The sequence below is a fragment of the Streptomyces lydicamycinicus genome (assembly GCF_000829715.2).
GTDB lineage: Bacteria > Actinomycetota > Actinomycetes > Streptomycetales > Streptomycetaceae > Streptomyces > Streptomyces lydicamycinicus.
The window spans coordinates 190,987-207,644 of record NZ_BBNO01000008.1; the positions used below are offsets into that span (position 1 = coordinate 190,987).

At 71.0% G+C, this 16,658-nt stretch carries 13 protein-coding genes; 4 read left to right on the forward strand and 9 right to left on the reverse strand.

Annotation, left to right across the window (positions count from 1 at the left end):
• Nucleotides 1–17 precede the first annotated feature (17 nt).
• From TU31_RS27200 to TU31_RS27215, 4 genes are all read right to left on the reverse strand, one after another.
• Nucleotides 18–1,475 carry an NCS2 family permease gene (locus TU31_RS27200; protein WP_042159190.1) on the reverse strand — a complete coding sequence of 486 codons (1,458 nt, stop codon included), beginning with the start codon at nucleotides 1,473–1,475 and terminating at the stop codon, nucleotides 18–20.
• A 248-nt stretch (nucleotides 1,476–1,723) separates the two neighbouring features.
• Nucleotides 1,724–4,135, reverse strand: a complete 2,412-nt coding sequence (locus tag TU31_RS27205) for a xanthine dehydrogenase family protein molybdopterin-binding subunit (RefSeq protein WP_042159192.1) — start codon at nucleotides 4,133–4,135, stop codon at nucleotides 1,724–1,726.
• Nucleotides 4,136–4,140: 5 nt separating this feature from the next.
• Complete coding sequence (locus TU31_RS27210) at nucleotides 4,141–4,737, reverse strand: (2Fe-2S)-binding protein (protein WP_042159194.1); 597 nt, start codon at nucleotides 4,735–4,737, stop codon at nucleotides 4,141–4,143.
• Nucleotides 4,728–5,615, reverse strand: a complete 888-nt coding sequence (locus tag TU31_RS27215; protein WP_042159196.1) for an FAD binding domain-containing protein — start codon at nucleotides 5,613–5,615, stop codon at nucleotides 4,728–4,730. Before TU31_RS27215 ends, TU31_RS27210 begins: the two co-directional genes overlap by 10 nt.
• 260 nt (nucleotides 5,616–5,875) lie before the next feature.
• Here TU31_RS27215 and TU31_RS27220 point away from each other — a divergent pair, with 260 nt between their 5' ends.
• The 3 genes from TU31_RS27220 (at nucleotide 5,876) to TU31_RS27230 (ending at nucleotide 9,997) form a co-directional block, all read left to right on the forward strand.
• Nucleotides 5,876–7,543 (forward strand): PucR family transcriptional regulator, encoded by a 1,668-nt coding sequence (locus TU31_RS27220; RefSeq protein ID WP_042159198.1) that lies wholly within the window; start codon nucleotides 5,876–5,878, stop codon nucleotides 7,541–7,543.
• Nucleotides 7,544–7,867: 324 nt separating this feature from the next.
• Nucleotides 7,868–8,725, forward strand: a complete 858-nt coding sequence (locus TU31_RS27225; protein WP_370682771.1) for a hypothetical protein — start codon at nucleotides 7,868–7,870, stop codon at nucleotides 8,723–8,725.
• 396 nt (nucleotides 8,726–9,121) lie between these two features.
• On the forward strand, nucleotides 9,122–9,997 hold the full coding sequence (locus TU31_RS27230; RefSeq protein WP_245698774.1) for a hypothetical protein: 876 nt from the start codon (nucleotides 9,122–9,124) through the stop codon (nucleotides 9,995–9,997).
• Nucleotides 9,998–10,015: 18 nt separating this feature from the next.
• Here TU31_RS27230 and TU31_RS27235 read toward each other — a convergent pair whose 3' ends face one another.
• Complete coding sequence (locus tag TU31_RS27235) at nucleotides 10,016–10,711, reverse strand: GntR family transcriptional regulator (RefSeq protein WP_042159201.1); 696 nt, start codon at nucleotides 10,709–10,711, stop codon at nucleotides 10,016–10,018.
• A gap of 173 nt (nucleotides 10,712–10,884) precedes the next feature.
• Here TU31_RS27235 and TU31_RS27240 point away from each other — a divergent pair, with 173 nt between their 5' ends.
• Entirely contained in the window at nucleotides 10,885–11,724 is an 840-nt protein-coding gene (locus TU31_RS27240; RefSeq protein WP_042159203.1) for a (2Fe-2S)-binding protein, read from the forward strand.
• A gap of 217 nt (nucleotides 11,725–11,941) precedes the next feature.
• Here the strand turns inward: TU31_RS27240 and TU31_RS27245 are convergent, their stop codons facing one another.
• Genes TU31_RS27245 through TU31_RS27260 form a run of 4 tightly spaced genes read right to left on the reverse strand, consistent with a single transcriptional unit; the run spans nucleotide 11,942 to nucleotide 16,573 of the window.
• Complete coding sequence (locus tag TU31_RS27245; RefSeq protein ID WP_042159207.1) at nucleotides 11,942–12,940, reverse strand: 3-oxoacyl-ACP synthase III family protein; 999 nt, start codon at nucleotides 12,938–12,940, stop codon at nucleotides 11,942–11,944.
• A gap of 26 nt (nucleotides 12,941–12,966) precedes the next feature.
• A complete protein-coding gene (locus TU31_RS27250) occupies nucleotides 12,967–13,905 on the reverse strand; it encodes a 3-hydroxybutyryl-CoA dehydrogenase (RefSeq protein ID WP_042159210.1) in 939 nt (312 codons plus the stop codon).
• 19 nt (nucleotides 13,906–13,924) lie between these two features.
• Nucleotides 13,925–15,250, reverse strand: a complete 1,326-nt coding sequence (gene ccrA / locus TU31_RS27255; protein ID WP_042159213.1) for a crotonyl-CoA carboxylase/reductase — start codon at nucleotides 15,248–15,250, stop codon at nucleotides 13,925–13,927.
• 39 nt (nucleotides 15,251–15,289) lie between these two features.
• The gene (locus TU31_RS27260; RefSeq protein ID WP_042159216.1) at nucleotides 15,290–16,573 is read right to left on the reverse strand and encodes a homoserine dehydrogenase; all 1,284 of its coding nucleotides are present in this window, start codon (nucleotides 16,571–16,573) and stop codon (nucleotides 15,290–15,292) included.
• Nucleotides 16,574–16,658: the final 85 nt, after the last annotated feature.

Genomic DNA, 16,658 nt, shown 5'->3' on the forward strand with positions numbered 1-16,658 from the left:
GGGCAGTAGGCGGGCGGTTACTTGACGCCCAGCCACTGCTCGATCGGATGGAGCGAGAAGTAGACGACGAAGACGGCGGTCAGCACCCACATGAAGCCGCCGACCTCGCGCCACTTGCCCTGTGCCGCCTTGATGGCGGCGTAGGCGATGACACCGGCGCCGACGCCCGCGGTGATGCTGTAGGTGAACGGCATCAGGGCCACGGTCAGGAAGACCGGGATGGACACCGAGCGGTCGCGCCAGTCCACATGGCCGGCGGCGCTCATCATCATCGAGCCGATGACGACGAGGGCGGCCGAGGCCACCTGGGCCGGGACGAGCTGGGTGACCGGCGTGAAGAACAGGCAGGCCGCGAAGAACAGGCCGGTGATGACGGACGACAGACCGGTCCGCGCCCCCTCGCCGACACCGCTCGCCGACTCGATGAACACGGTCTGACCGGACGAGCCGGTGATGCCGCCGATGGCACCGCCCGCGCCGTCCACGAACAGCGCCTTGGACAGGCCCGGCATCCGGCCCTTGTCGTCGGCGAGCTTGGCCTCGGTGCCGACGCCGATGATGGTGGCCATGGCGTCGAAGAAGCCGGCCAGCACCAGGGTGAAGACGATCATGCCGACGCTGAGTGCGCCGATGGAGCCCCAGCCGCCGAACTCGACATGCCCGAAGAGGCCGAAGTCGGGCATCGCGACGGCACTGCCGGTCAGCTCCGGGGGCGTGCCGCCCCAGTCCTTGGCCGTCAGCCCGCCGATCCTGGTGGCGGCGATGGACAGCACGCTGCCGACGACGATGCCGATGAGGATGGCGCCGGGCACCTTGCGGGCCTGGAGCATGAAGATCAGCAGCAGCGTCACACAGAAGAACAGGACGGGCCAGCCGGACAGCTGCCCGGTGAGGCCGAGGGTGACCGGGCCGCCCTCACCCTTGCCCACGAAACCGGCCTTCACCAACCCCAGCAGCGCGACGAACATCCCGATGCCCATGGTGATCGCGTGCTTGAGCGCGAGCGGGATGGCGTTCATGATCATCTCGCGCAGACCGGTCACCACCAGCAGGCAGATGACCACGCCGTACACCACACACATCCCCATGGCCTGCGGCCAGGTCATGTTCGGGACGACCTGGGCGGTCAGCGCGGCGGAGACGTTCAGACCGGCCGCGAGCGCCAGCGGCACCTTGCCGATGAAGCCCATCAGCAGTGTGGAGACCGCCGCGGCGAGCGCGGTCGCGGTGACCACGCCGGCATGCGCGAGGGTGTGCTTCTCCACGTCCGGTGTCGAGAGGATCAGCGGGTTGAGCAGGAGGATGTAGCACATCGCCATGAAGGTGGTGATGCCGCCGCGCACCTCTTGCGCGACCGTCGATCCTCTGTCGGATATGTGGAAGTACCGGTCGAGCCAGGAGCGGCCGGCGGGCTGACGTGAGCCGGCGCCCGCGTCTTCCGCCGTCGTCCTCGGCTCGGTGGACTGCTGGGTCATGGTGCCTTACTCCCAAGGTTCACAGGGGCACTCGCACCAGGTGCGAGATTTGGGATGGATCTTCGGCTGCACGACCCGGGGGACGGCCCGAGACGAACGGGGGTACTGGCTCCGGCGGACCGGAGCAGCGACTGCGTACTGCGACTGCGGGGTCGGTCTCCGGGCGGTACGCGGAGGAGGACGGACAGGGACACCCCTGACACGCACCGCCCGGAGGCCGGTGTCCGGGGTCGCCCCCGGACGGCTCTCTATGTGCCGGTGAGGTGCTCCGGGCGCACCGGCGTCTTGTTGAGCTCCAGCCCGGTCGCGTTCCGGATCGCCGCGAGGACGGCCGGGGTGGACGACAGGGTGGGGGCCTCGCCGATACCGCGCAGCCCGTAGGGGGCGTGCTCGTCGGCGAGTTCGAGCACATCGACCGGGATGGTCGGCGTGTCGAGGATCGTGGGGATGAGGTAGTCCGTGAAGGAGGGGTTGCGCACCTTCGCGGTCTTGGGGTCGACGAGGATCTCCTCCATCACCGCCACGCCCAGGCCCTGGGTGGTACCGCCCTGGATCTGGCCGACGACGGACAGCGGGTTGAGCGCCTTGCCGACGTCCTGGGCGCAGGCCAGCTCGATGACCTTGACCAGGCCGAGTTCGGTGTCCACCTCGACGACCGCGCGGTGGGCGGCGAAGGAGTACTGGACATGGCCGTTGCCCTGGCCGGTCCGCAGGTCGAAGGGCTCGGTCGGGCGGTGCCGCCACTCCAGCTCCAGATCGACCGCCTCGTCCTCCAGGACGTCCGCCAGGGTGGCGAGTACCTCGCCGCCGTCGGTGACGACCTTGCCGCCCTCCAGCAGGAGTTCGGCGGTGGCCCACGCCGGGTGGTACGTGCCGAACTTCCGCCGCCCGATGTCGAGCACCTGCTCGCGGACGTGCTCACAGGTGTTCTTGACCGCGCCGCCGGTGACGTACGTCTGGCGGGAGGCGGAGGTCGAACCCGCCGAGCCGACCTGGGTGTCGGCCGGCTGGATGGTGACCTGCTGGACCCCCAGCTCCGTACGGGCGATCTGGGCGTGGACGGTGACGCCGCCCTGGCCGACCTCCGCCATGGCGGTGTGGACCGTGGCGACCGGCTCGCCGCCGACGACCTCCATCCGCACCCGGGCGGTGGAGTAGTCGTCGAAGCCTTCGGAGAAGCCGACGTTCTTGATGCCGACGGCGTAGCCGACACCGCGGACCACGCCCTCGCCGTGGGTGGTGTTGGACAGTCCGCCGGGCAGCGCCCGGACATCGGCGCCCGCACCGGCCGTCAGCCACTGCTGCTCCGGCGGGAGCGGCATCGCCTTGACGCGGCGGAGGAGTTCGGCGACCGGGGCCGGGGAGTCGACCGGCTGGCCGGTGGGCATGATGGTGCCCTGTTCCATGGCGTTGAGCTGCCGGAACTCGACCGGGTCCATGCCGAGCTTCTTGGCGACCTTGTCCATCTGCGCCTCGTAGGCGAAGCACGCCTGGACCGCGCCGAAGCCGCGCATCGCGCCGCAGGGCGGATTGTTGGAGTAGAGCGCGATGGCCTCGATGTCGACGTCATCGACGACGTACGGGCCGACGGCGAGCGAGGAGGCGTTGCCGACCACGGCCGGGGAGGCGGACGCGTAGGCGCCGCCGTCCAGCACGATCCGGCACTTGAGGTGGGTGAGCTTGCCGTCCTTGGTGGCGCCGTGCTCGTACCAGAGCTTCGCCGGGTGCCGGTGGACGTGTCCGAAGAAGGACTCGAACCGGTTGTAGACGATCTTGACGGGCTTGCCGGTGCGCAGCGCCAGGAGGCAGGCGTGGATCTGCATCGACAGGTCCTCGCGGCCGCCGAACGCGCCGCCGACGCCGGACAGCGTCATCCGCACCTTCTCCTCGGGCAGGCCGAGGACCGGGGCGATCTGGCGGAGGTCGGAGTGCAGCCACTGGGTGGCGACGTAGAGATCGACACCGCCGTCCTCGCCGGGCACCGCGAGCCCGGACTCCGGGCCGAGGAAGGCCTGGTCCTGCATGCCGAAGACATACTCGCCGGAGACGATGACATCGGCCTTCTTGGCGGCCTCGTCGGCGTTGCCGCGGATGATCGGCTGGCGGTGGACGATGTTCGGGTGCGGTACGTGCCCGATGTGGTGGTCGGTGCGGTTCTCGTGGACCAGCGGGGCGCCCTCGGCGGTGGCGGAGGCCTCGTCGGTGACGACCGGCAGCTCGGCGTACTCGATCTTGATCTTGGCGGCCGCGCGGCGCGCGGTCTCCGGGTGGTCGGCGGCGACCAGCGCCACCGGCTCCCCGTGGTGGCGCACCTTGCCGTGCGCGAGAACCGGCGTGTCCTGGATCTCCAGGCCGTAGTTCTTCACGTCGGTGGGCAGGTCGTCGTAGGTCAGGACGGAGTAGACACCCGGGGTCGCGAGGGCCTCGGCGGTGTCGATCGAGATGATCTCGGCATGCGCGACGGTGGAGCGCAGGGTGAAGCCCCACAGCATGTCCTCGTGCCACATGTCCGAGGAGTAGGCGAATTCGCCGGTCACCTTGAGGGTGCCGTCGGGCCGCAGGGTGGACTCGCCGATACCGGCCTTGGTCTTGCCGCCCTGGGTGAGGTTGGTGGGGGTACGGCCCGGAGCGGTAGCGGCTCGTGGCGGTGTGCCGGTCATGATGCTCAGGCCCCCTGTCCGGCGGTGCGGTTTTCGCCGCGGGCGGCCGCCAGCCGGACCGCGTCGAGGATCTTCTCGTAGCCCGTGCAGCGGCACAGGTTGCCCGACAGCGCCTCCCGGATGTCGGCGTCCGACGGGGAGTCGTTGCGCTCCAGCAGTTCGTCCGCGGCGACCAGCAGGCCCGGGGTGCAGAAGCCGCACTGGACCGCGCCGGCGTCGATGAACGCCTGCTGGATCGGGGCGAGTTCGGCCTGCTCGCCGGTCTGGGAGACCGTGGGGCGGGCCTGCCACTGCTGGGCCTCGTCGAGGCCGGTGCCGCATACCCCGGAGGCACAGCCGCCCTCGGCACGCTGCTTGGCGAAGTCCGCCAGGCCCTCGACCGTCACCACGTCACGGCCCTCGACCTGGCCCGCGGCGACCAGACAGGAGCACACCGGCACACCGTCGAGACGGACCGTGCAGGAACCGCACTCGCCCTGCTCACAGGCGTTCTTGGAGCCCGGCAGGCCCATCCGCTCCCGGAGGACGTACAGCAGGCTCTCGCCTTCCCAGACGTCGTCGGCCTCCTGGCGGCGGCCGTTGACGGTGAATGTCACGCGCACTGTGCGCTCCTCTCCTTGCCGCGGAAGGACTCCCAGGTCCAGCCGAGGGTGCGGCGGGCCATGATGCCGACCGCGTGCCGGCGGTACGTGGCGCTGCCGCGCACATCGTCGATCGGGTTGCAGGCGCCGGCGGCGAGCTGCGCGAACTGTTTGGCGACGGACGGCGGAATGGGGTTGCCGGACTCCCAGAGACCGCCCTCGTCCAGCGCCGCGGTGAGGAACTCCTCGGCCTCGCGGGCCCGTACGGGGGTGGGCGCGGCGGAACCGATGCCGGTGCGCACCGTACGGGTCTCCGGGTGCAGCGCGATACCGAAGGCGCAGACCGCGATCACCATGGCGTTGCGGGTGCCGACCTTGGAGAACTGCTGCGGTCCGTCGGCCTTCGGCAGATGCACCGACCGGATCAGCTCGTCGGGCTCCATGGCGTTGCGCTTGACGCCCACGTAGAAGTCGTCGACCGGGATCATCCGGCGGCCGCGTACGGACTCGACCTCGACCGCACCGCCCGAGGCGAGCAGCGCGGGGTGCGCGTCGCCGGCCGGGGAGGCGGTGCCGAGGTTGCCGCCGACGCCGCCGCGGTTGCGGATCTGCGGGGAGGCGACGGTGTGCGAGGCCAGTGCCAGGCCCGGGAGTTCGGCCCGCAGGTTCTCCATGATCTGGGTGTAGGGGACGGAGGCGCCCAGGCGCACGGTCTTCTCGCCGACCTCCCACTCGCTCAGGTCACCGATGCGGTTCAGGTCGAGCAGGTACTCGGGGCGGCGATGGTCGAAGTTGATCTCGACCATCACGTCCGTGCCGCCCGCGATGGGCACAGCGGTAGGGTGCTCGGCCTTGGCGGCGAGCGCCTCCTCCCAGCTGGCGGGGCGAAGGAAGTCCATGGTTGGCCTCTTCTACGAAATCGGTCGTTCGTTACTCATGGTGAGGACGTTGCGCTCACATCGCCATGGAGCCGTTCATGTCTCGTTAACGGTTGAGGCTTAGTGAACGCGCCCCTGCCCCGCCGGGTGCAGTCACCGAAACCATGAAGCGGTTGGCTGGCCACGGCACCTGTCTTGTAGATTCGAACGAAAGACGAGGCTCTGAAACCTCGCGGCATTCCACCGGCAACACCAGACAGCAAAGAACGGCGGGCGAGGTCATGCGGCTCCGCGCACTCCTGGACACCCCCTCCCTGGGCCTGCGGCTGCTCGGGGGCGAGGACGAGCTGGACCGCACCGTACGCGGCGTGATGACCACCGACCTGCGCGACCCCAGCCGCTACCTCTCCGGCGGCGAACTGGTGCTGACGGGCCTGGCCTGGCGCCGCGCCCCCGAGGACTCCGAGCGGTTCGTCCGCATCCTGGCCGCCGCCGGGGTGGCCGGACTCGCGGCGGGCGAGGCGGAGCTGGGCTCCGTCCCGGACGACCTGGTGGCGGCCTGCGCCCGGCACCGGCTGCCGCTGTTCTCGGTCGTCGAGGACGTCTCGTTCGCCTCCATCACCGAACATGTGGTCCGCCAGGTCTCCAGCGAACGGGCCGGTGACCTCGCGGCCGTGGTGGACCGTCACCGGCGGCTGATGACGTCGGGCCCCACCGGCGGCGGTCCGGAGGTGGTCCTGGACCTGCTCGGCTCCGACCTGGATCTGCGGGCCTGGGTGCTCTCCCCCACCGGACGGCAGATCGCCGGTTCGACGCTGGCCGGCGCCGGGCCCGAGCTGTCCACCGAACTGGCCGCCCGCCTCGCGGGTGAGCATCTGGCGGCCGCCCGCAGCGGCCGCCGCGGCCCGCACCGCGTCACCCTGGAGGGCGCGGGCGGCACCTTCTCGCTGTTCCCGATCCGCCACGACGGCCGTGACCTGCGCCAGACCCTGCTCAGCGACTGGCTGCTGGCCGTCGAGGCGGACGCCGGTGACTGGCCCGAGGAGCGCCTCGACCTGCTGCACGGCGTCACCCAGCTGATCGCCGTGGAACGCGACCGGCGCGATGCGGCCCGTACGGTCCGCCGCCGGCTCGCCCAGGAAGTGCTGGAGCTCGTCCAGACCGGCGCTCCGCCCGCCGAGATCGCGGCCCGGCTGCGGGTGGCGGCGCCGGTACTGCTGCCCGGACTGGGCACCGCGCCGCACTGGCAGATCGTGGTGGCCAGGGTCGAGTGGGAGGACGGCGACGTCCCCGGCGGCCCGGTGGCCCAGAGCCTGCTGGAGGAAGTGCTGGTCGATCCGGGCACCTTCGGTCCGGAGCCCTCCGACCGGATCGCCGTGGCGCACACCGGCGACGAGGCGGTGGCGCTGGTGCCGCTGCCGGTCCCGGACGAGCCCGGGGACTCCTCGGCGGCAGGTCTGCACGCCGCGGAGCTGCTCTCCGTCGTCCAGGCGCCGCTGGGCCGCGGTCTGGCGGACGACGGGCGGCTGACGGTCGGCGTGAGCGCCTCGGTGCACTCGGCGGAGGGGCTGCGCGGCGCGCTGGAGGAGGCCCGGCACGCCCGCCGGGTCGCCGCCGCCCGTCCGGGCCGGGTCTGCGCCGCCGGGCACGAGGAGCTGGCCTCGCATGTGCTGCTGCTGCCGTTCGTGCCGGACGACGTCCGGCGGGCCTTCACCGCCCGCCTCCTGGACCCGCTGCGCGACTACGACCGCCGGCACCGTGCCGAGCTGATCCCCACGCTGGAGGCGTTCCTGGACTGCGACGGCTCCTGGACCCGCTGCGCCGGCCGCCTCCACCTGCACGTCAACACGCTCCGCTACCGGGTGGGCCGGATCGAGCAGCTGACCGGCCGTGATCTGTCCCGCCTGGAGGACAAGCTCGACTTCTTCCTCGCACTGCGGATGAGCTGACGGCGGGACGGCGCCGAGCCCCGCCCCCGCCCGCGCGGCCGGGACCGGTCCGCGGGCCCGACCCCGTCGGCCCGGGCTGCGCCGTTCGGGGTAATCCGATCGGGCGGCATCCCGTGCACGGCGCGCGGGCGCGGGCCGGGCGCAGCGCCGCACGGCGCGCCCGATCAGCGCCGCGCCCCTTGGCGGAACCGCGCACCAGGTGATTGTGAAAACATTCACTCAGCCCCTTGGCCCCACGACGGAATCCGTGCTGAGATTCGCCCACGGTCTTGCAACTTCCAGCTCAATGGCGCGCTAGGGGAGGGCAATGTGGCGGATACCGCCATGTCAGGATCCGCGGATCCCGTGGATCCCGTTAGTTCTGCGGAGCCGGTATCGCTCGCGGTACCGGGACCCGCATCCGCACCGGAGGAACCGGCACACGGCACGGTCGAGGGGGACAGTCCCCTCGACCGTGCCGTTTGGCGACTGCGCTCCCGCGGCTGCTGGGACGACGCGGCCGCACTGCTGGAACCGCATTCCGTCCATCACGCCCCGTCGGCGCTCCGTCGCGCCGCGCTCCTGGTGGAGCGCTGCATGTTCACGGCCACCGGCTGGGCCGCCGCGGAGGACGCGCTGCGCAGCGCCGAGGCCCTGGCGAACGGCGACGACGAGCGCGGCGGCGCGGCCTGCGAGCGGGGCCATCTCGCGTACGCCGCCACGGTCCTGGGCGTCCGCGACCGGGCCGACGAGGCGCGGTCGGCGCTCGGCCGGGCCGCCGCGCTGCTGGCGCCCGCCGCGCCCGGCCGCCCGCTGCTGGACTTCCGCCGCGGGCTGATGGCCGAGCACGTCGCCGACAGCCCGGACGCGGCGCGCGCCGCCTACCGCCGCGCGCACGCCGGCGCCACCGCGCACGGCGACACCCTGCTGCTGTCCTTCACCTGGCGCCATCTGGCCGGGCTGGCACTGCGCGACGGCGACGTGGCGGAGGCCCGGCACGGTTTCGCCGAGTCGCTGCGGATCCGCGAGGAGCTGGGTTTCCTCATCGGCACGGCACCGGCCCTGGCGGCGCTGGCCGACGCCGTCCCGGACACCGACGCGCCGCGGCTGCGCGCCGAGGCCGCCCGGCTGTTCCGCCTCATGGGCGGCGTCCCCACCTGGCTCGCGGACCATCTGCCCACCGCCGCCGTCACGGCGACCTAGGGCGGTCACCGGGAAGCACGGACGACGGCCAACCACACGCCGAGGGCGTGTGGTTGGCCGTCGTCCGTTCGTCACCGCCCTAGCCTCTTCGGCGCCGCGCCGTCAACCCCCCGTCGTCGGCCATGCGCCCTCGCGCTGCGAATGGCCGGATCTGGACGGTCCCCGCGGTGGATCGGCCGGGGCGCGATGGTTGCCAGCCGCCGCCGCGGTCGACGAGCCGGGGGAACCATGAGGTGGGACCATGGGCGGAAGCCGGGGGCTGGGGTGTTCCATCACGCCCCACAGGCCCCGAGAATGGCCGCAAGTCGCACTGTGAGGCGGCGGCAGGGACTTGGATGCTGGTCCGGGACCAGCTGGGTCCTCACCCACTGGCACAGCCTTGACAGGAGGCCATAGATGACAGCAGGAGTGACGAATACGACCGCTGGAACGGACTGGGGCAAGGCAGATTTCGAGGCGATTTACAACTGCCCGGATCCCCGTCGGTACTTCACCACACTCAACCCCCTGGACTACCAGATTCCGCACCACGGCCAAGCGGTCTTCCGCGCCGTGGCCGAGACCCTCCAGCGGCACCGGAGCGACCGCCCGCCGCTGAATGTCGTCGACCTCTGCTGCTCGTACGGGGTCAACGCCGCGCTGCTCAACCACCGGCTGTCCCTCTCGGACCTCTACGACCACTACGCCGCGCCGGGTGCGGGCATGCCGACCACTCGCCAACTCCTCGAAGCGGACCGCACGTTCTTCGCCACCCGGCGGAACGCCGCGCCCTTCCGGATCACCGGCATCGACGCGGCGGACCGCGCGGTCGCCTATGCCCGGGCGGTCGGGCTGCTCGACCACGGATTCGCGGAGAACCTGGAGCTCGACGAGCCCAGCCCGGAGCTGCGGCGGGTCCTGGCCGGCACCGATCTGATCACCGTCACCGGTGGCGTCGGCTACATCACCGCGCGTACCTTCGGTCATCTCTTCGACCATGTCTCCACGCCGCCGTGGGTCGCCGCGTTCGTCCTGCGCACGGTGTCCTACCAGCCCGTCTCCGCACTGCTGGCCCGGGCCGGCCTGGTGACGGAGAAGCTCACCACCCGCACCTTCCGGCAGCGCCGGTTCGCCGACGGCGGCGAGCGCAAGGCGACGTTCGAGGCGCTGGCCGCCCGCGGCCTGTCCACCGCGGGCAAGGAGAGCGACGGCTTCTACCACGCGGAGCTCTATCTCTCCCGGCCCGCCGCCGATGTCGCGGCGCTGCCCCTGGAGGAGCTGCTCCCCGGCTGAGCCGCCGGACGGCACCAACTAGTGCGGGTGCCGGGCCACCGAGACATGTTCGCGGGCGATCCGCTCGACGACCGCGTACTCCTGGGCCACCAGGGCGTCGAGCAGCGCCGTGTGCTCGGAGGCGTCGGCCAGCAGCTCGGCCGTACGCGGCCGGCAGCCGCCGGCCGGCCACTGGGCGCGGCGCAGCAGATCGCCGGCGACCTCGGTGAGCCGGCGGTTGCCGGTGAGCGACATCAGGGCGACGTGGAAGGCGTGGTCGGCCTCGGCGTAGCCGGCCCGGTCCCCGCGGGCGGCGGCGGCCACGCCCGCCACGGCGAGCGGGCGCAGCTCCTCCCAGCGCTCCGGGGCCAGCGCCCGCGCCAGCCGGATGATCGCGGGCACCTCCAGCATCCTGCGGACCTCGGCCAGCTCGGCGAGGTCGCGGGAGCTGCACTCGGCGACCCGGAAACCGCGGTTGGGTACGACCTCGACGGCACCTTCGGACGCGAGCTGCTGCATGGCCTCCCGGACCGGGGTCGCGGAGACGCCGTAGCGCTCGGCCAGCGCGGGGGCGGAGTAGACCTCGCCCGGGGCCAGCTCCCCACCGGCCAGCGCGTGGCGCAGCGCGGCCAGCACCTGACCGCGGACGGAGTGCCGCCGGGGCGCGGCGGGACCGGGCTGCGCGGGCACCCACGCTCGCGCGAGCGGCTCCTGTTCCGCTGTGCCCTGTTCCATGACGGATCCTCCTGACGTATCCCAGCACCATAGGCGGCGCGGGCCACAGTACAAATCCGTGCGCCGGTCCCGGAACCTCGCCGGACTGCCGGGACTGACGCCGATCGGGCGCGGGTAAGTTTCGGGTAAGGTAAGCCTTACCTGCTTAACGATCGCGATTCGGTGGTCTCCCCATGACTTCTGCTCTCGCCGCCCCGGCCGCGACCCATCCCGTCGCCGCGGCCTACGCCCGGCTCTCCGAGGTATTTCCCGGGCTGCGGGTGACCACCTGGCACACGGCGCCGCCCAGCGGCGACGGTTGGGTCTGCGCGGCCGGGCTGGCGGCCGGCGGGGAGACCCTCGATGCCTTTCTCGCCTGGGACGACGCACAGATCATCCGGGACCACGGCCGCCCGGCCCGGCCGGACGTGGTCGCCAGCTTCGCGCTGCACCGCTACGCCTGGCCGGCCTGTCTGCTGATCACCGTCCCCTGGTTCCTGCACCGCCGGGTCCCGCGACTGCCCGTCCAGGACGTCTCGATGCAGCGCGAGCCGGTCCGGATGGCGGTGCGCATCAGCGCCTTCGCCTGCCTCCCGGACGATCCGGCGGCGGCGCTGCCCGGCGCCCGGGTGGTACCGGACGAGGAGGCGCTGGGCGCGGAGGTCCGGGCCGCGGTGGCCGGGCATCTCGGGCCCGTCCTGGAGGGTTTCCGCACCCGGATGCGGCGCGGGCCGCGGGCGCTGTGGGGGATGGCGTCCGACGAGATCGTCGAGGGCCTCTGGTATGTGGCACAGCTGCTGGGCGAGGAGCCGCGGGCGGTGGCCGCGTTGGAGCGAATGCTGCCCGGCGCCACCGCTCCCTACGTGGGGAGCGCGGGATTCCGTGCGCTGACCGGACCCCGGGGCGAGACCCTGACGACCCGGGACCGCGTCAGCTGCTGCATGTACTACACGCTGCGCCCCGACGACACCTGCGTCACCTGCCCGCGCACCCGCGACGAGGACCGCGTCCAGCGCCTCACCGCGACCATCTGACGGCCACTCAGGTGCCCTCGGTCCTGGGCAGCGTCGACAGGTCGTTGCCGAAGCTCGCGGTCTGAGCCGTGAAACGGTCGCCGGTCAGCTGCGTTCCGTCGCCCGAGTCGCCGGCGAACCGGATCACGGCAGGGACAGGGGAGACCGCCGGGTCTGTGACGCCTCCTCGACCAGTAGGGGGAAACGGGGAATCGAATCCAGGGGCGAGCGGCCGGTGTCAGGCGGTGCCGACCCAGCGCATCAGTCCGGCGCCGATCGACATCCCTCCACCGAAGCTCCCGATCAGCACCAGGTCACCGTCCTTGAGACAGCCGGCCTTGTTGGCCTCGTCGAGGGTGACCGCGGAGGAGGCGCTGCCGACATTGCCGTACCGCTCAAGGGTCCGGTGCGTGAACGCGTGGTCCAGACCCGCGCATTCGACCAGCTCGGTGAGCAGCACGCCGTTGGGCTGGTGCGGGACGAAGTGCTGGACGGCGTCCCGGCCGATGCCGGTCTTGGCGCAGAGCCGGTCCACGAAGGGCGGGAAGTTCTCCATGACGAAGTCCCGGACGCCCCTGCCTTCCATGCGGAAGTAGTGACGCCCCTCCGCGATGGTCTCGGGAGACGTCGGCATACGGCTGCCGCCGCCCTCCACCCGGATCAGGTCATGGGCGTCGCCCCGGCTGCCCAGCTCGAAGTCCACGAAGCCGCGTCCGTCCGGCACCTCGCCCACGACGGCCGCACCGGCGCCGTCGCCGAGCAGCACGGCCGTGCGGCGGTCGGAGAAGTCCAGGATCCGGGAGTAGACGTCGGCGGCGACCACCAGCGCGTGGCTGCCGGGGTGGGAGGCGACCAGACTGCGCGCCAGCTCCAGCCCGTAGACGAAGCCGCTGCACACCACATTGATGTCGAAGCAGGCCGCGGCATCGGCACCCAGCCCCCTCTGCACGTGATAGGCGGTGGGCGGCTGCGGGGAGTCCGGAGTCGAGGTGGCGAGGATGAGGTAGTCGATCTGCCCGGCGGCAAGGCCGGACCGCTTCAGAGCGGCGGTGCCGGCATGCAGGCCGAGATCCGATGTCGCTTCGTCGGCGGCGGCATAACGACGCCCGCCTATCTGCGTCTTGCGTGCGATCCATTCCTCGTCGACGCCGACGCGTGCGGCCACTTCGGCATTGCTGACATGCCGCTCAGGTACGTACGACCCGGTTCCGAGGATTCCGATGGACTGCTGGGACATTCCGCTTTCCTCTCGTCGGGCGTCCGTCATGCGTAGCTGTAGAAACCACGACCGGTCTTCCTGCCGAGGAGCCCGGAGTCGACCATGCGGGAGAGCACCGGCGGCACCGCGTGGACCGGCTCCTTGAACTCCTCGTACAGGGCCTGGCTGACGGCAGCGACGATGTCCAGGCCTATGAGGTCGGCCAGCGCCAGGGGTCCCATCGGGTGGGAGCAGCCGAGCGTCATGCCCCGGTCGATGTCCTCGGCCGGGGCGAACCCGGATTCGAACATTCTGATGGCGGAGATGAGATAGGGAATCAGAAGTGCATTCACCACGAATCCGCTGCGGTCCCCGGCACGCACCACCTCTTTGCCCAGGACATCGGTGACGAATGCCTCTGTGACCGCACCGGTCCGCTCGTCGGTCAGCAGCGAACTGATCACCTCGACGAGCGGCAGCACCGAGACCGGGTTGAAGAAGTGCACGCCAACCACCCGGCCGGGCCGTTCCGTTGCCCGGCCCAGTTTGGCGATCGGAATGGACGAGGTATTGGAAGCGAGAATGGCTTCCGGATCCTGGACCACCTGGTCCAGGGTCCGGAAGATCTCCAGCTTGGTGGCTTCGTCCTCGGGTGCGGCTTCCAGCACCAGCTGCCGGTCGGCGAGGTACCCGAGTTCGGTGACGAAGGAAACCCGGTCCATTACGGCCGCACGGCCGCTGTCGGTGATCTTCCCCTTGCGTACGCCGTTCTCCAGCGACCGCTCCAGCCGTCGCCTGCCCCGTGCCATGCCCTGGTCCCCGGAGGCCACGACGCGAACCTCACGTCCGGCCCGGGCACAGGCTTCGGCCAGTCCGGCTCCCATGACACCGCAGCCGACCACCCCCACCCTCAGGATGCGCTGCGCGGCGACGGCAGCGGACTCGGCCGGCGCAACCGCCGGCAGGTCCGCCACACTCGTTTGCTCTATCACTTGGTGCGACATGGTGATTGCTTCCGTTCGATCAGAGATTGCGCAGCGGGTTCAGCTGTGCGGCACCTATCCGTTCGCGCAAGCGCGGATCGGTCACCCCGAGTCCTTCTTCGGGAGCCAGGCAGAGCACTCCGACCTTCCCCGTGTGCCGGTTCTGCTGGACCAGGCGCGCCGCCTCGCCGACCTCTTCGAGCGAATAGACCGTGGAAAGGACCGGGGCGAGTCGACCCAATGCGAAGAGGCGGCCGCATTCGGCCTGTTCATGCAGATTCGCCGCGTGGCACCCGAGAATGCGCTTCGAGTTCATCCACAGATACCGGTTGTCGTACTGGTGCTGGTATCCGGTGCTTGAGCCGCAGGTGACCACCGTCCCGCCGCGTCGCACCACGAAGACGGAGATCCCGAAGGTGGCCTGGCCGACATAGTCGAAGGCCACGTGCGGGTCCTCGCCGGTCTCCCGGCGAATGATCTTCCCCAGCCGCTTCGCCCGCTCGATGGTCTCCTCCGGGGTCGCCGGACCCTCCAGGCCGATCTCGGCGCGATTGATCACCACCTCGCAGCCAAGAGCCCGGGCCGCCCCCGCCTTGGCCTCGGAGCCGACCACGCCGACGGGGATGCCACCCGCGTTGCGCACCATTTGTACGGCGAAGGCACCAAGCCCTCCGGTGGCCCCCCAGATGAGCACGATGTCACCGAGTTTGATCCGGGCGCCCTTGTCACCGATCAGCATGCGGTAGGAGGTGGACGCGGTCAGCATGCTGCTGCCGGACTCTTCCCACGTGAGGTGCGCCGGCTTGCGGATGAGCTGACTGGCCTTGGCCACCGCGTAGTGCGCCAGGCCGCCGAAGTTGGTCTCGTAGCCCCAGGCCCGCTGGCCCTCGCTGAGCATGCTGTCGGCGTGCGTGGCGGGTTCGTGGTCATCGGTCTGGATGCACGAGACGAGGACATGGTCGCCCGTCCGCCAGCGGTTGACGCCGGCACCGGTGCGGACCACGACCCCGGACGCGTCGGATCCGACGACCTGATAGGGCCGGTCGTGGCGAGCGGCGAACCCGCCGACCTTGCCGTAGCGCTTGAGGAACTGGAACGTGGGGAGCGGCTCGAACGTGGCCGACCACACCGTGTTGTAGTTGATGGAGCTGGCCATCACCGCGATGAGGACCTCGTCCGGCGCCAGCTCGGGCATGGCCACCCGGCCGACCTGGAGGGACTTGCGTACGTCCTTGTCCTCCACTCCCTGGAACATGCCGGTGTCGGTCGCGTTGAGGTGTGCGGCCACGTACGCGTCCGGCACGGGCTCGCGTTCGATTTCCTCCGCGGATGCATCGTTCAGTACGGCCTCGGCCAGAGAATCCATCGCAATCTCCTTCATTTTCGTCCGCTCGGGGAGCGGAAATCAGGTCCCCTCGACGCGGATGACGCTCGTGACACGACGGACGTGGTCCATGTCGCGAAGGGCGACCACCGCAGCGGACAACGCGGCGTCCGTAGTGGGGTAGGTGGACATGGCCAGTGCGCAGCCGTCGTCCCGCTGCCGCTGGGAGAAGGTTTCTATGGACACGCCGTGCCGGCCGAAGACGGTGGCCACCTCGGCGAGGGCACCGGGCTGCCCGGCCACCTCAAGGATGAGGTGGTGACGAGTGGTGACTTCCGCCATGGGAGACACAGTGAGCTGCTGGTACGCCGCGTCACCGGGACCTGTGATGCCGGCCAGCCTGTTGCGGCACACCGCGACCAGGTCGCCCAATACGGCGCTGGCCGTGGGCGCGCCACCCGCGCCGGGGCCGTAGAACATCAGCTGCCCGGCCGCCTCGGCCTCCACGAAGACGGCGTTGAACGCGCCGCGTACCGCTGCCAACGGGTGGCTCAGGGGAACCATCGCCGGGTGGACGCGAGCGGTCACGGACGAGCCGTCGGCGCTGCGTTCGCACACGGCGAGGAGCTTGATCACGCAGCCCACGGCCTTGGCGTTCTCGATGTCGGCCGCGGTGACAGCGGTGATGCCCTCCCGGTACACCTCGTCGAGGCGTACCCGGGTGTTGAAAGCGATCCCGGCGAGGATGGCGGCCTTGGCGGCGGCGTCGAACCCTTCGACGTCGGCGGTGGGGTCGGCCTCGGCGTAACCGAGGGTGGCCGCTTCCTTCAACGCCTGCGCGTAGTCGGCGCCGAGGGAGTCCATCCTGTCCAGGATGAAATTGGTGGTGCCGTTGACGATGCCGAGGACACGGGTGACCCGGTCTCCGGCCAGGGACTCGCGCAGCGGTCGCAGAAGCGGGACGGCGCCGGCGACGGCGGCCTCGTAGTACAGGTCCACTCCGTATGCCGCGGCGGTGGCATGCAGCGCCGCTCCTTCCGCGGCGATGAGCGCTTTGTTGGCGCTGACCACGGAGGCACCGTGCTCGAATGCGGTCGTGATCAGGTCACGGGCGCGGTCGGTCCCGCCGATGGCCTCGATCACGACGTCGACGTCGGCGCGCTTGACCAGTTCGTCCGCGTCGGTGGTGATGAGGTGTTCCGGCACACCGGGACGGGGCAGATCGGCCTGGCGGACGGCGATCCCAGCGAACTCCACCGGGGCACCGATGCGAGCCGTGAGGTCGGCCGCATGTCTCGCCATGTAGCGGGCGACATCGCTGCCGACGACACCACAGCCCAGCAGCGCTACTTTCAATGTGCGCATGTGCGACTACTCCGCTCCGAAGGCGTAGGTGGACGGGGAGATGCGGCGGATGCCGGCCGGACACGGCAGGCTCGTGCCGGGCCGG

What these genes read in the sequence shown, in the direction of transcription:
- TU31_RS27200 (WP_042159190.1), bottom strand. Translation starts at nt 1,475, where the DNA reads ATGACCCAGCAGTCCACCGAGCCGAGGACGACGGCGGAAGACGCGGGC.
- TU31_RS27205 (WP_042159192.1), bottom strand. Translation starts at nt 4,135, where the DNA reads ATGACCGGCACACCGCCACGAGCCGCTACCGCTCCGGGCCGTACCCCC.
- TU31_RS27215 (WP_042159196.1), bottom strand. Translation starts at nt 5,615, where the DNA reads ATGGACTTCCTTCGCCCCGCCAGCTGGGAGGAGGCGCTCGCCGCCAAG.
- TU31_RS27220 (WP_042159198.1), top strand. Translation starts at nt 5,876, where the DNA reads ATGCGGCTCCGCGCACTCCTGGACACCCCCTCCCTGGGCCTGCGGCTG.
- TU31_RS27225 (WP_370682771.1), top strand. Translation starts at nt 7,868, where the DNA reads ATGTCAGGATCCGCGGATCCCGTGGATCCCGTTAGTTCTGCGGAGCCG.
- TU31_RS27230 (WP_245698774.1), top strand. Translation starts at nt 9,122, where the DNA reads ATGACAGCAGGAGTGACGAATACGACCGCTGGAACGGACTGGGGCAAG.
- TU31_RS27235 (WP_042159201.1), bottom strand. Translation starts at nt 10,711, where the DNA reads ATGGAACAGGGCACAGCGGAACAGGAGCCGCTCGCGCGAGCGTGGGTG.
- TU31_RS27240 (WP_042159203.1), top strand. Translation starts at nt 10,885, where the DNA reads ATGACTTCTGCTCTCGCCGCCCCGGCCGCGACCCATCCCGTCGCCGCG.
- TU31_RS27245 (WP_042159207.1), bottom strand. Translation starts at nt 12,940, where the DNA reads ATGTCCCAGCAGTCCATCGGAATCCTCGGAACCGGGTCGTACGTACCT.
- TU31_RS27250 (WP_042159210.1), bottom strand. Translation starts at nt 13,905, where the DNA reads ATGTCGCACCAAGTGATAGAGCAAACGAGTGTGGCGGACCTGCCGGCG.
- ccrA (WP_042159213.1), bottom strand. Translation starts at nt 15,250, where the DNA reads ATGGATTCTCTGGCCGAGGCCGTACTGAACGATGCATCCGCGGAGGAA.
- TU31_RS27260 (WP_042159216.1), bottom strand. Translation starts at nt 16,573, where the DNA reads ATGCGCACATTGAAAGTAGCGCTGCTGGGCTGTGGTGTCGTCGGCAGC.